The 13,317-nt window shown below is 73.1% G+C and carries 11 protein-coding genes; 9 read left to right on the top strand and 2 right to left on the bottom strand.

The annotated features are described in order from the left end of the window. Positions 1-81: 81 nt before the first annotated feature. Complete coding sequence (locus tag ABZV78_RS09315; protein ID WP_355636897.1) at positions 82-1,542, bottom strand: CCA tRNA nucleotidyltransferase; 1,461 nt, start codon at positions 1,540-1,542, stop codon at positions 82-84. Positions 1,543-1,674: 132 nt separating this feature from the next. On the opposite strand from ABZV78_RS09315, the gene murJ reads away from it, so the two are divergent. The 7 genes from murJ to ABZV78_RS09280 all read left to right on the top strand — a co-directional run bounded on the left by murJ (position 1,675) and on the right by ABZV78_RS09280 (position 10,026). Continuing rightward, complete coding sequence (gene murJ / locus ABZV78_RS09310) at positions 1,675-3,414, top strand: murein biosynthesis integral membrane protein MurJ (protein WP_355636896.1); 1,740 nt, start codon at positions 1,675-1,677, stop codon at positions 3,412-3,414. A gap of 431 nt (positions 3,415-3,845) precedes the next feature. Next, positions 3,846-5,459 carry a protein kinase family protein gene (locus ABZV78_RS09305; protein ID WP_355636894.1) on the top strand — a complete coding sequence of 538 codons (1,614 nt, stop codon included), beginning with the start codon at positions 3,846-3,848 and terminating at the stop codon, positions 5,457-5,459. Between the two features lie 43 nt (positions 5,460-5,502). After that, complete coding sequence (gene sigM / locus ABZV78_RS09300; protein WP_355636892.1) at positions 5,503-6,228, top strand: RNA polymerase sigma factor SigM; 726 nt, start codon at positions 5,503-5,505, stop codon at positions 6,226-6,228. Further along, positions 6,225-7,181 carry a hypothetical protein gene (locus tag ABZV78_RS09295; protein WP_355636890.1) on the top strand — a complete coding sequence of 319 codons (957 nt, stop codon included), beginning with the start codon at positions 6,225-6,227 and terminating at the stop codon, positions 7,179-7,181. Before sigM ends, ABZV78_RS09295 begins: the two co-directional genes overlap by 4 nt. Positions 7,182-7,358: 177 nt before the next feature. Continuing rightward, entirely contained in the window at positions 7,359-8,312 is a 954-nt protein-coding gene (gene trxB / locus ABZV78_RS09290; protein ID WP_355636888.1) for a thioredoxin-disulfide reductase, read from the top strand. Between the two features lie 38 nt (positions 8,313-8,350). Then, a complete protein-coding gene (trxA, locus tag ABZV78_RS09285; protein WP_154229253.1) occupies positions 8,351-8,674 on the top strand; it encodes a thioredoxin in 324 nt (107 codons plus the stop codon). Between the two features lie 191 nt (positions 8,675-8,865). Continuing rightward, complete coding sequence (locus ABZV78_RS09280; RefSeq protein WP_355636886.1) at positions 8,866-10,026, top strand: N-acetylmuramoyl-L-alanine amidase; 1,161 nt, start codon at positions 8,866-8,868, stop codon at positions 10,024-10,026. A gap of 13 nt (positions 10,027-10,039) precedes the next feature. Here the strand turns inward: ABZV78_RS09280 and ABZV78_RS09275 are convergent, their stop codons facing one another. After that, a complete protein-coding gene (locus ABZV78_RS09275; protein ID WP_091316295.1) occupies positions 10,040-10,705 on the bottom strand; it encodes a GNAT family N-acetyltransferase in 666 nt (221 codons plus the stop codon). A 292-nt stretch (positions 10,706-10,997) separates the two neighbouring features. Here ABZV78_RS09275 and ABZV78_RS09270 point away from each other — a divergent pair, with 292 nt between their 5' ends. Both ABZV78_RS09270 and ABZV78_RS09265 read left to right on the top strand, forming a co-directional pair. Next, positions 10,998-12,311 carry a PLP-dependent aminotransferase family protein gene (locus ABZV78_RS09270; protein WP_355636884.1) on the top strand — a complete coding sequence of 438 codons (1,314 nt, stop codon included), beginning with the start codon at positions 10,998-11,000 and terminating at the stop codon, positions 12,309-12,311. Between the two features lie 7 nt (positions 12,312-12,318). Beyond that, positions 12,319-13,317 (top strand): D-alanine--D-alanine ligase, encoded by a 999-nt coding sequence (locus ABZV78_RS09265; protein WP_355636882.1) that lies wholly within the window; start codon positions 12,319-12,321, stop codon positions 13,315-13,317.

The following is a 13,317-nucleotide window of genomic DNA, read 5'->3' as shown; positions in this document are numbered from 1 at the left end:
CATCATGCGGGAGACATCGACCGTCGCGCCTCAACCGTTCGGTCGACACGCCGGCGTATCGTCGTCAACCGGCCGCCGGCGTCAGCCGAGGACGCCTTGCTCCCGGGCCCAGCGCAGCAGCTCGGCCTCGGCCTCGTCCCGCTCCAGCGGGCCGCGCTCCAGCCGCAGCTCCTTGAGGTGCTGCCAGGCCCGCCCGACGAGCGGGCCCGGCGGCACGCCGAGCAGCTCCATGATCGCGTTGCCGTCGAGGTCGGGCCGGACCCGGGCCAGGTCCTCCTCGGCGGCGATCCGGGCGATTCGCTCCTCCAGCGCGTCGTAGTCGGCCGCGAGCTGGGCCGCCTTGCGCCGGTTGCGGGTGGTGCAGTCGGAGCGGGTCAGCTTGTGCAGGCGGGCCAGCAGGTCACCGGCGTCCGTGACGTACCGACGGACCGCCGAGTCGGTCCACTCGCCCCGGCCGTACCCGTAGAAGCGCAGGTGCAGGCCGACCAGCTTGACCACCTGGGAGGTGACGTCCTTGGGGTAGCGCAGCGCCTTCATCCGGGCCTTGGTCAGCCGGGCGCCGACCACCTCGTGGTGGTGGAAGCTGACCCGGCCGTCCGGGCCGACCGCCTTGGTGCCCGGCTTGCCGACGTCGTGCATGAGCGCGGCCATCCGCAGCACGAAGTCGCAGCCGCCCTCCTCCATCGACATCGCGTTGCTGACCACGGTCAGCGTGTGCTCGTAGACGTCCTTGTGCTGGGCGTGCTCGTCGATCTCCAGCTTGAGGCGGGTCAGCTCCGGCAGGAAGCGCTCGGCCAGCCCGGTGTCGACCAGCAGCCGCAGCCCGGTGACCGGGTCGGCGCCGCAGAGCAGCTTGGTGAACTCGTCCCGGATCCGCTCGGCGGTGATCCGGTCCAGGTCGGCGGCCATGCGGGTCATCGCCTCGTGGACGTCCGGGTGGACCGTGAAGCGCAGTTGGGCGGCGAACCGGGCCGCGCGCAGCATCCGCAGCGGGTCGTCCCGGAACGACTCCTGGGGCGTGCCCGGGGTACGGATGATCTTGGCGGCCAGGTCGGCCAGGCCGCCGTACGGGTCGGTGAACCGGTGGTCGGGAACGCTGACCGCCATGGCGTTGACGGTGAAGTCCCGGCGCTTCAGGTCGTCGACCAGGTTGGTCCCGTACTCGACGATCGGGTTCCGGCTGACCTGGTCGTACGCCTCCGCGCGGAAGGTGGTGATCTCCAGCCGGAGCCCGTCGCGCTGGAGGCCGATGGTGCCGAACTCGCGCCCGGTCTCCCAGATCGACTCGGCCCAGCCGCGGATGATCCGGATGGTCTCGTCCGGGTGGGCGTCGGTGCAGAAGTCCAGATCGTTACCGAGGCGACCGAGCAGGGCATCCCGGACCGAGCCGCCCACCAGGTGCAGTTCGTGACCGGCCTGGGCGAAACGCCGGCCCAGCTCGTCGGCGACCGGCGAGACGCGGAGCAGTTCGGCGACGGCGTTGCGCTGCGCGGCGGTCAGGTCGCGGCGGTCGGCGGCGTGGGAGGCGGAAGCTTCGGACATGGGATCGCCAGCCTATCGGGCCGGGGCCGTGGCTCCTGCGCCGGGCGCGGGTAACGGGCCGAGGTTGACTAAGGTTTCGGTTGGGCAGGGCCGGCGAGGCCCGGCTTCGACGTACCCCTTGGAGGCTGGGAGATGAGCGGCGGGCTCTACCGCAGCGCGAACGCGCACGGCGGCGGCCTGCCGCCGGAGGACGGCGCCACCTTCATCTCGGCGGAGCCGCTGAACCAGCCGGGGGTCGAGGCCACCGCACCGCCTCAGGAGGTGGTCGCCGAGACCAGCGCCGCGGCGAACAGCGCGGTGATGGCGATCGGCAGCCTGGTCAGCCGGGGTACCGGCTTCGTCCGGAACCTGATGGTCGGGGCGGCGCTGGGCAACCTGGTCGGCAACGTCTTCACCACCGCCCAGTTCCTGCCGAACCAGGTCTACGAGTTCCTGCTCGGCGGCGTGCTCACCAGCGTGCTGATCCCGGTGCTGGTCCGCCGCCGCAAGACCGACCCGGACCGGGGTGAGGCGTACGCCCAGCGGCTGCTGACCCTGGCCGTGCTCGCCCTGGCCGCCACCGCGCTGATCGCGATGGCCGGCGCGCCGGTGCTCACCGCGCTCTACGCCAGCGGCAAGGACGCGAGTTACACGAACCTGGTCACCGACCTGTCGTACCTGATGCTCCCGATGCTGTTCTTCACCGGCCTGAGCGCGCTGATCGCCGCGGTGCTGAACACCCGGGGGCACTTCGCCGCCCCGATGTGGGCGCCGATCCTCAACAACCTCGTGGTGATCGGCGCCTTCGGCCTCTACATCCTGATCTACGGCGCGGAGGCGATCCGGCCGGAGGACGTGGGCTGGGGGCAGATCCTGCTGGTCGGCGGGGGCGCCCTGCTCGGCGTGGCCGTCCAGGCGGCCGGGCTGCTGCCGGCGCTGCGCAAGGTCGGCTTCCGGTGGAAGCTGCGCTTCGACTTCCGTGAGCTGGGGCTGCGCGAGCTGGCCCAGCTCGGCGCCTGGATGTTCTGCTACGTCGCGGTCAACCAGCTCGGCCTCTTCGTGGTGGTCAACCTGCTCACCCGGGCGGCGGGCGAGGACAGCGCCGGCCTGCTGATCTACAACAACGTCTTCCTGCTGCTGATGATGGCGCACGGCATCATCGCCGTCTCGATCATCACCGCGCTGATGCCACGGATGAGCGCGGCCGCCGCCGACGGCCGGTTCCACGACGTCACCGCGGACCTGTCCCGGGGCACCCGGATGGTCACCGCCGTGCTCGCCCCGATCGCGGTCTGCTACGCGGTGCTGGCCGGCCCGATCTCGGTGGTGGTGTTCCGGTACGGCGCCTTCACCGGCGACAACGCCGTGGCCACCTCCACCGTGCTGCTGGTGGCGGCGATCGGCCTTGTGCCCTTCGCGATCAGCCAGCTCTTCACCTTCGCCTTCTACGCGCTGCCGGACACCCGCACCCCGGCGCTGGTCAACATCCCGGTGGTGGCCCTGCGGGTGCTCCTCCAGGTCGGCCTCTACCTGGCCTTCTCGGCCACCTTCGCGGCGGCCGGCATGATGCTCGGCAACGCGATCTCGTACGTGGCGGCGGCGGTCATCTCGGCGCTGCTGCTGCGGCCGCGGGTGGGCCGGATCGGGCTGGGCGGGATCATGCGGACCATGGGCCGGGTGGTGGTCGCCGCGCTGGGTGCGGCACTGGTCGGCCTGCTGGTGGTGAAGCTGCTCCCCGGCGACCCGGCGCACCTGAGCTGGACGGCCGCCGCCGTCCAGCTGGTGATCGGTGGCGCGGTGATCGGCGTGACGTACCTCGGGCTGGCCATGGCGCTGCGGATCGGCGAGATCACCGAGGTGGTCGGAATGGTCCGGCGCCGCCTCAGGCGGTGACCTCGACCAGCGCCTATGACGGACGGTGAACGAGGATCACCAGCCTGGGGATACGGCTGTGGATAACTCGGTGTTCCCCCGCCCAATGGGCCTCTCGGCCTGTGGACAACCAACCGTACGGCCGAGGGTGACCGCCCGGACCAGGGGAAATCCGTCCCGGGTTCCAGAGGCCGCCACACCGGTGCGCCCCTGCGCCGACTACTTGCCGTCAACCTCTAGATTGGGCGTGCGTGTCCCAGCGACCTGGCCGGACCGACCGTTCACCCGGCCGATCCCCCGCGGTCACTGGCGTCCCACCGGCTACGGCGGGAAGATGACATGTCGGAGAACCGGGCATCCCGGGTAAGGTCGCTCTCGACGGGTACGGCAGGTGCCGACGTGGGCGTCGACACCGGTCTGCCGGTCCCAGCCAAGGCAGAGCGGGAAGCCACATGCCCAGCAGCACGGGTCCATCGATCGACACGATCACCGAGGGAGGACGGGTGACCCAGGTCGGCGAGGGTCAGGAGGCGGAGGAGACCTCTCCTCCGGTCGTGACCTTCGGTGCTCCCACGGCCGGTGAGGTCCTCGCCGAGCGGTACGAGCTGGTCGAGCACATCAACAACGACAGCGCGGGCCGGCTGGTCTGGCGCGGGGTCGACGTCGTGCTGCGCCGGCCCGTCGCGGTGGTCCTCCGCTACCCGGGTGGCGACTCCGCCACCGAGATGCTCCAGGCGGCCGTCGCGGCCAGCCGGGTGATCCACCCCAACCTGGTCGGCGTCTACGACGCGATCGACGAGGCCGACCGGGCCTACGTGGTCCGCGAGTGGGTGGACGGTCAGTCGCTGCGCGAGCTGGTCACCGCCGACGGTCCGCTGGACCCGGCGCGGGCCACCGCCATCGGCAGCGCGGTCGCCAGCGCCCTCGCCGCCGTGCACGCCACCGGCATGGTGCACGGCAACGTCCACCCCGGCACCGTGATGATCAGCGACGACGGCCGCGTGGTGCTGGCCGACGCGCGGACCGACGGGGCGGACAGCCAGGAGAACGACCTGCGGGCGGTCGGCGGGGTGCTCTACTTCGCCCTGACCGGGCACTGGCCGCACGGCGAGGCCCCGCTGCACGGCGCCACCGCCGGCCACGGCCGCGCCGCCCTCCCTGACGCGGTCCGGGACGCCGCTGGCGCCATCGCCGCGCCCCGCCAGGTGCGCGCCGGGGTGCCGGCGTACCTCGACGACCTCACCATGGACCTGCTCGACCCGGAGATCGCCCCGCCGTCGTCGGACGTGCTGTCGGCCGAGCTGAACCGGCTCGACATCCCCGCCGACGAGCACTTCCTGGAGCAGGCCGGTCCGCTGCGCTTCACCGCCGACACCGGGGACGAGCCCTCGCCGCTGGCCGCGGCCGGCGGCCGCAAGGTCGCCCTGGGCATCGCCGGCCTGCTGGCGGTGGCCCTGGTCGGGCTGCTCATCGGGATCAGCGCCCTCGGCGACGACAAGGACCCGGGCAAGGAACCGGTGGGCCAGCCGTCCAGCAGCGCGCCCGCCGGCGGCGGCACCGGCACGCCGGCCGCCCCGGTCAAGAGGCTGACCATCCAGGACGTCCGCATCATCGACCCGGACAGCCGGGACCGCGCCGAGGTCCGGGACGCCGAGAAGGTGATCGACGGCAACCCGAACGAGGGCTGGGAGACCCAGAGCTACCGGAACAACGGCAAGTTCGGCGGCCTGAAGAAGGGCATGGGGATCTGGATCGACCTCGGCGCCCCGCACACGGTCAAGGCGATCCAGGCCACCCTCTCGTCCACCGGCGCCTCCGCGGAGCTGCGCGCGGGCAAGGCCGAGTTCCCGTCCAGCTCCTCGGGCGACAAGCAGCTCGTCGCGGCCTACACGGAGAAGATCGGGCAGCCGTTCGAGGAGCACGACGGCACCACGATGACCTTCGACGGGTTCAACCCGGAGGAGAAGTACCAGTACCTCCTCTTCTGGATCACCGAGCTGCCGGAGAAGGACAGCGGCGACGGCTGGAAGCTCGGCGTCCAGGAACTCACGGTCCAGGGCTCGTGAGCCGTTCGCCGCACCCGGCGCACCGCCTCCCTCGGACGTGGTGATGGCGGGTCGCGGTGGGCGTACGCCGGCGACCGGGGACGACCCGCCGACCGGGGTGTCCGACCTCGACCTGCTGCGGGCGCACGTCGCCGGCGACCGGGACGCCTTCACCGAGCTGTTCCACCGCCACCGTGACCGGCTCTGGGCGGTGGCCCTGCGGACGGTCGGCGACCGCGAGGAGGCGGCCGACGCCCTCCAGGACGCGATGCTGTCGGCGCACCGCGCCGCGGCCCGGTTCCGGGGCGACTCGGCGGTCACCACCTGGCTGCACCGGATCGTGGTCAACGCCTGCCTGGACCGGATCCGGCGGCGCCAGACGCACGCCACGGTTCCGCTGCCCGACGGGGTGCACACCGACGGGGAGCCCGGCCGGCACACCGGCGGGGTGGAGCCGGCGGCCCCGGTCCGGGACCACGACACCGCCCTGGTGGTCCGGCAGGCCCTCGCGGCGCTGCCGGTCGAGCAGCGGGCCGCGCTGGTCCTCGTGGACGTGCAGGGCTACCCGGTGGCCGACGTGGCCCGGATGCTCGGGGTCGCCGAGGGGACGGTGAAGAGCCGGTGCGCCCGGGGCCGGGCCCGGCTGGCCGTGCTCCTCGGGCACCTGCGGACCGGTTCCGACGAGGTCGCGGACGTGCCCCGGGTCACCCGCGGGAACCCGCGGCCACCCGAGGGCGTCGGATCCACGTCGGGATTGTCCCGGCGGGACGCCAGCCAGGAGGAGACGTGACTTCCCGGGAGTTCAGCGAGGTCGACCACGACCTGCTCGCCGACTACCTCGGCGGGGCGCTGGACGGCACCCCGGAGCAGGCCACCGTCGCCGGGCTGGTCGAGCGGGACCCGGCCTGGGGCGAGGCGTACGCCGACCTGGCCCGGGCGGTCGAGCTGGTCCACGCCGACCTGGCCGGCTGGGCCGCCGAGCCGGCCCCGGAGCTGCCGCCCACCGTGGCGGACCGGATCACCGCTGCGCTCGCCGGCGCCGGCCCGGCTCCGACCGCCGACCCCACCGAGCCCGGCCCGGCGCCGGCCGCCGTGCCGGCGCAGCCCAGCCGGGGCGCCCAGCCGGCCGGCGCGACAGGCCGACCCGGCCGGAACACCGGGCCGGGGCGCCGCTCCCGCCGCTGGACCCGGCTCGCCGGTCCGGTCGCGCTGGCCGCCGCCTCGGTCACCGCAGTGGGATTCGGGGTGAGCCACCTGGTCGACGCGGGAGTCGGCCGGGTCACCGGGGCGGCCGACAACGCGGGCAGCCGGGCCGACGGCGAGGCCGCCCCGATGGCCGCCGCACCGTTCCGGACCACCGGGCCGGCCCGGCACAGCGGCACCGACTACACCCCGGAAGCCCTCTTCGGGCTGCGGACCGGGGTCGCCGGGCCCTCGGCGACGGCGAACGAAAAGTCGAGCGCCGCCGGGGGGCAGGACGCGCGCCGACTCTCGGAGGCAACCGGGCTGGAGCGGCTCGCCCGACCCGAGGCGCTGGCCGTCTGCCTGTCCGACATCGGCACCGAACACGGCGCCGGCCCGCTCACCGTCGACCTGGTCGACTACGCCCGGTTCCAGGGCAGTCCGGCGCTGGTGGTCACCTTCACGGACGGGGGCGGCGCCCGATGGGCCTGGGTGAGCGGACCCGAGTGCGGGGTCCCCGGGTCCGGCGCGGACACCCGCTACACCGCGCGGGTAGGGTGAGGTCACGGTCACCCGGGCGTGTCGCTCCACGTGACGTGACCCACCAGATGCCCGACTCGGGAATCCCCGCTTCGTACGATGACGTTCTGCAAGTCAGGCGCCGGCGCCGCTGAGCCGTCGGCACTCGGATCGACATCGGTGCGCGCCGGTGACGAACACACACATCGGGAGACGGCAGTGGACGAGGTCCGCAACCTGATCATCATCGGCTCCGGGCCGGCCGGTTACACGGCGGCGGTCTATGCCGCGCGCGCCAATCTCAATCCGCTGGTCATCGAGGGCGTGCAGTCCGGCGGCGCGCTGATGACCACCACCGAGGTGGAGAACTTCCCCGGTTTCGCCGACGGCATCCTCGGCCCCGAGCTCATGGACAACATGCGCAAGCAGGCCGAGCGGTTCGGTGCCGAGTTCCTCACCGACGACGTGACCCGGGTCGAGCTGAAGGACACCGGCGACACCGGCTCCAACGCCGTGAGCACCGTCTGGGTGGGCGAGACGGCCTACCGGGCCAAGGCGATCATCCTCTCCACCGGCTCGGCCTGGCGCCCGCTGGGCGTGCCGGGCGAGCAGGAGTACCTGGGCCACGGCGTGTCGTCCTGCGCCACCTGTGACGGCTTCTTCTTCCGCAACCAGCACATCGTGGTGGTCGGCGGCGGCGACTCGGCGATGGAGGAGGCCAGCTTCCTCACCCGGTTCGCCGAGTCGGTGACGATCATCCACCGCCGCGACTCGTTCCGCGCCAGCAAGATCATGGCCGCCCGCGCCCTCGGCAACGACAAGATCAAGGTCGAGTGGAACAGCGTGATCGAGGAGATCCTCGGCGACGACGGCAAGGTCAGCGGCGTACGACTGCGCAACGTGCACACCGGCGAGAGCAAGGTGCTCGACGTCACCGGCGTCTTCGTGGCGATCGGCCACGACCCACGCAGTGAGCTCTTCCGCGACCAGGTGGAACTCGACGACGAGGGGTACGTGAAGGTGCAGGCGCCGAGCACCCGGACCAGCATCCCGGGTGTCTTCGCCGCCGGTGACGTGGTCGACCACACCTACCGGCAGGCGATCACGGCGGCCGGCACGGGCTGTGCCGCCGCCCTGGACGCCGAGCGCTTCATCGCCACCCTGCAAGGCTGAAAGATTTTCACAAAAAGTTCCCGGAGGAGGGGTTCATAGTGGGAGCAACCAAGGCGGTCACGGACGCGAGCTTCGCGAGCGACGTGCTGAAGTCCGACAAGCCGGTTCTGGTCGACTTCTGGGCGGAGTGGTGCGGTCCGTGCCGCAAGGTCTCGCCGCTGCTTGAGGAGATCGCGGGCGAGATGGCTGACCAGGTCACCATCGTCAAGCTCAACATCGACGAGAACCCCGAGACGGCGCGCACCTACCGGGTGATGTCCGTGCCGACCCTGACCATCTTCAAGAACGGCGAGCCGGTGCAGTCCATCGCCGGCGCCAAGCCGAAGGGTGAGCTGGTCAAGCTCATCGAGTCGGCGCTCTGAGCCGACACCCGACACCGCCGGAACCCCCGTCCACCCGATCCCGGGTGACGGGGGTTCCGCCGTCCTGACCTGCGGCGAACCCGGGCCGCTCGGTGACCGGCCACGGTACGCTCCGTAGGGCGTTCCCCCGGCGGGGGAAGCACCTCCGTGGGAGTCTCCGGCCAGCCAGCGTCCGTGCAGAGGGGGTCATCGTGCGTCCCATCCGACCCGGTGACCGGGGACCCGCGGTGGCCGAGATCCGTACCGTCCTCACCGGCCTCGAACTGCTTCCGGCCGGCGGCGGGGGCGAGGAGTTCGACGCGGAGACCGAGCGCGCGGTCCGGGCGTTCCAGCAGTCCCGCGGCCTCAGCGTGGACGGGCGGGTGGGCGCGGAAACCTGGCGGGCGCTGGACGCGGCCCGCTGGCGGTTCGGCGCGCGCACCCTCTACCACGCGGTCCCCGAGCCGCTGACCGGCGAGGACGTCCGGTCGCTCCAGGAACGACTGCTGGAGATGGGATACGACGTGGGCCGCGCCGACGCCATCTACGGCATCCGCACCTCCCGCGCGGTCGCTCAGTTCCAGCGGGAGATGGGGCTGAAACCGGACGGGGCGTGCGGCCCGCACACCATCAACGCGCTGCGCCGCCTCGGCCGCAAGGTGGTCGGCGGGCGACCGCAGTGGCTCCGCGAGTCCGACGCCATCCGGCAGGCCGGGCCGACCCTGGTCGGGCGGACCGTGGTCATCGACCCGGGCCACGGCGGCACCGACCCGGGCGTGGTCGTGCCCGACGGCCCGCTGCGCTGGACCGAGGCGGACCTCGTGCACGACCTGGCCAGCCGGCTGGAGGGGCGGCTCGCCGCCGCCGGCGTACGGGTGCAGCTCACCCGGGGCCCGTCGCCGCGGACCTGCCTGCCGGACGCGGACCGCGCCCAGCTCGCCAACTCCCTCGGCGCCGACGTCTTCATCTCGCTGCACACCGACGGGCATGCCAACCCGGCGGCCGACGGGGTGGCCACCTACCACTACGGCACCAACAACGGCGTCACCTCGGCCACCGGGGAGCGGCTCGCCGGGCTGGTGCAGCGGGAGATCGTGGCCCGCACCGGGCTGCGGGACTGCCGTACCCACGCCAAGGCGTGGGACCTGCTGCGGCTGACCCGGATGCCGGCGGTCCGGGTCGAGGTGGGCTACCTGACCTCACCGGCGGACCGCGGCCGGTTGGTGGATCCCCGGTTCCGCGACCGGGTGGTCGAGGCGATCGTCGCCGCCGTGCAGCGGATGTACTACCCGATCGAGCGGGACGTGCCGACCGGCTCGATCGACGTGAGCGAGCTGCGGGCGGTGGTGGCCGCCGGCACGGTGGTCGACTGAGTCGCCCGGCCCGTCAGCTGGTCGAGCGGGTGGCCGGAGCCGGCCGGACCGGGCGCAGCAGCGTCTCCGGGCTCATCGAGCCGAGCAGCTTCTCGAGCGCGTATTCCACGTCGGACTTCCAGCTCAGTGCGGTGCGCAGCTCCAGCCGCAGCCGGGGGTAGCGCGGGTGCGGGCGGACCGTCTTGAAGCCCACCGAGAGGAAGAAGTCGGCCGGCGCGAGGCAGGCCCGGGTCGGGTCGTCCCCGTCGTCGCCGAACTTCGCGTCGCCGAACGCCTCGATCGCCTTGATGCCACGCTTGGTGAGATCCCGGGCCACCCCCTGGACCAGCATCCGGCCCAGGCCGCCGCCGGCGAAGGCGGGCACCACGTGGGCGGTCATCAGCAGCGCGGCGTCCGCGGAGACCGGTGAGGTGGGGAACGCCATCGAGCGCGGGACGTAGGCCGGCGGGGCGTACATGACGAAACCGGCGGGCATCCCGTCGACGTAGGCGAGCTTGCCGCAGGAACCCCACTCCAGGAGCGTCTGGGAGACCCAGGCCTCCTTCTCCAGCCCCGGGTCGCCGGCGGCGCACGCGCGCTCGGCCGAGACCGGGTCCAGCTCCCAGTAGACGCACTGTCGGCAGGAACGGGGCAGGTCCTCCAGCGTGTCCAGGGTCAGACTGACCAGACGTCGCGACATGAGCACCCCACCCATTGGCTCGCCGGCGGAGACCATCGCGGTCTTCCGCCGCCTTCCTGCCCCCGACGAGCGATCGTACGCCCCTGCCCGACGCTACGGGAGAGGACGCGCGAACGCCCACCCGAGCCGGGGAGGGACCGGTCCGGGATGTGGACGTGCCCACATGGTGGGCCCGGTGCTGGCCGGCGCCGATTACGATCGACCAACCGGCCTCCCGCGGCCGCCATGGTTGCCGGCATCGCGGGTACCACACCGGGCGGCAGCCCCGCCGACACCCGATCGAGGTGATGTCATGACCGGCACGACGCTCGACGACTACACCGACCGGTACGCCCGGCGGGTCCGGGGGATGACGGCCTCCGAGATCCGGGCACTCTTCGCGGTGGCCAGCCGGCCGGAGGTGGTCTCGCTCGCCGGTGGGGCGCCCTACATCGCGGCGCTGCCGCTCGACGCGGTCGGCGAGATGCTCGGCCGGCTCGGCGCCGAGCACGGCGCCACCACCCTCCAGTACGGCATCGGCCAGGGCACCCCGGAGCTGCGCGAACGCATCTGCGAGGTGATGGCGCTCTCCGGAATCGACGCGTCGTGCGGCGCCTCACCCGAGGACGTGGTGGTCACCGTCGGCGGGCAGCAGGCGCTCGACCTGGTGGCCCGGCTCTTCCTGGACCCGGGGGACGTGGTGCTCGCCGAGGGCCCGACCTACGTCGGCGCACTCGGGGTGTTCCAGGCCGCCCAGGCCCAGGTGGCGCACGTGCCGATGGACTCCGAGGGGCTGATCCCGGAGGCGCTGGAGTCGGCCATCGCCGACCTGGCCCGCGCCGGCCGGCGGGTGAAATTCCTCTACACCATCCCCACCTACCAGAACCCGACCGGCGTGACGCTGAGCGAGGAGCGGCGCGAGCGGGTGCTCGACATCTGCGAACGCGCCGGGCTGCTGGTGGTGGAGGACGACCCGTACGGTCAGCTCGGTTTCGAGGGCGAGGCGCCCGCGCCGCTGCGGGCCCGGCGGCGCGACGGGGTGTTCTACCTGAGCACCTTCTCCAAGACCTTCGCGCCCGGCCTCCGGGTGGGCTGGATCCTCGCCCCGCACGCGGTCCGCGACAAGCTGGTCATCGCCAGCGAGGCGCAGATCCTCTGCCCCAGCGGCTACGCGCAGGCCGCCGTCTCGACCTATCTCGGCACCATGCCCTGGCGGCAGCAACTCAAGGTCTACCGCGAGGTCTACCGGGAGCGCCGCGACGCCCTGCTCGACGCGCTCGCCGACCTGATGCCGGAGGGCACCAGCTGGACCACCCCGGCCGGCGGCCTCTTCGTGTGGGCGACCCTGCCCGACGGGCTCGACTCCAAGGCGATGATGCCGCGCGCGATCGCCGCCCGGGTCGCCTACGTGCCCGGCACCGGCTTCTACGCCGACGGCACCGGCACCGGCAACATGCGGCTCAACTTCTCCTTCCCGCCGCCCGAGCGGATCCGGGAGGGCGTTCGCCGGCTGGCCGGCGTAATGGAGCAGGAGATCGCCATGCGCAAGGTCTTCGGCGCGGTCGGCGGAGCGGGTCCGCGGCGCCGGCAGGGCGGCTCGGACGCCCCCGGCCCCGACTTGGCATGATTCCCGCATGGCCGTCAGCCCCGCCGCACAAACTTCCGTGACCGGACCCGCCGTCACCGACGAGCTGCACGTGGTCGTGCTCGCCGGCGGACTCTCCTACGAACGGGACGTCTCTCTGCGGTCCGGGCGGCGGGTGCTCGACGCGCTGCGCGCGGTCGGCGTGGAGGCCGAACTGCGGGACGCCGACGTGGCCCTGCTGCCGGCCCTGGCCGCCGACCCGCCGGACGCCGTGGTGATCGCCCTGCACGGCGCCACCGGCGAGGACGGCTCGCTGCGCGGTGTGCTCGACCTCTGCGACGTGCCCTACGTCGGCTGCGATGCCCGCGCGTCCCGGCTCGCCTGGGACAAGCCGTCGGCGAAGGCGGTGCTGCGCGAGGCGGGCATCCCGACGCCCGACTGGGTGGCGCTGCCGCACGACCGTTTCTCCGAGCTGGGCGCCGTGGCCGTCCTGGACCGGATCGCCGACCGGCTCGGCCTGCCGCTGATGGTCAAGCCCGCACAGGGCGGCTCCGGACTGGGCGCCGCCGTGGTCCGGGACGCCGCGTCGCTGCCGGCCGCGATGGTCGGCTGTTTCGCGTACGACCAGACGGCGCTGGTGGAGCGCTACGTGCCGGGGATGGACGTGGCGGTCTCCGTGCTCGACCTGGGCGAGGGACCGCAGGCGCTTCCCCCGGTCGAGATCGTCCCCCGCAACGGCGTCTACGACTACGCGGCCCGCTACACCGCCGGCCGCACGACCTGGCACGCGCCGGCTCGGCTCGATCCGGCGACGACCGAGCGGGTGGCCCACGTGGCGCTCGCCGCACACACCGCGCTCGGGCTGCGCGACCTCTCCCGGGTCGACCTGATCGTCGACGCGGAGGGGCAGCCGCACGTGCTGGAGGTCAACGTCTCCCCGGGGATGACCGAGACCTCGCTGCTGCCGCTGGCCGTCCAGGCGGCCGGGCTGGACTTCGGGCGGGCGCTCGGCACGCTGGTGAGCCGCGCCGCCGCCCGCCGCCCGTGA

The sequence above is a fragment of the Micromonospora sp. NPDC004540 genome, from assembly GCF_040610095.1.
In the GTDB taxonomy this organism is placed as follows: domain Bacteria; phylum Actinomycetota; class Actinomycetes; order Mycobacteriales; family Micromonosporaceae; genus Micromonospora.
The sequence above is the reverse complement of the archived record's forward strand: the minus strand, read 5'-3'. Positions and strand labels throughout refer to the sequence as shown.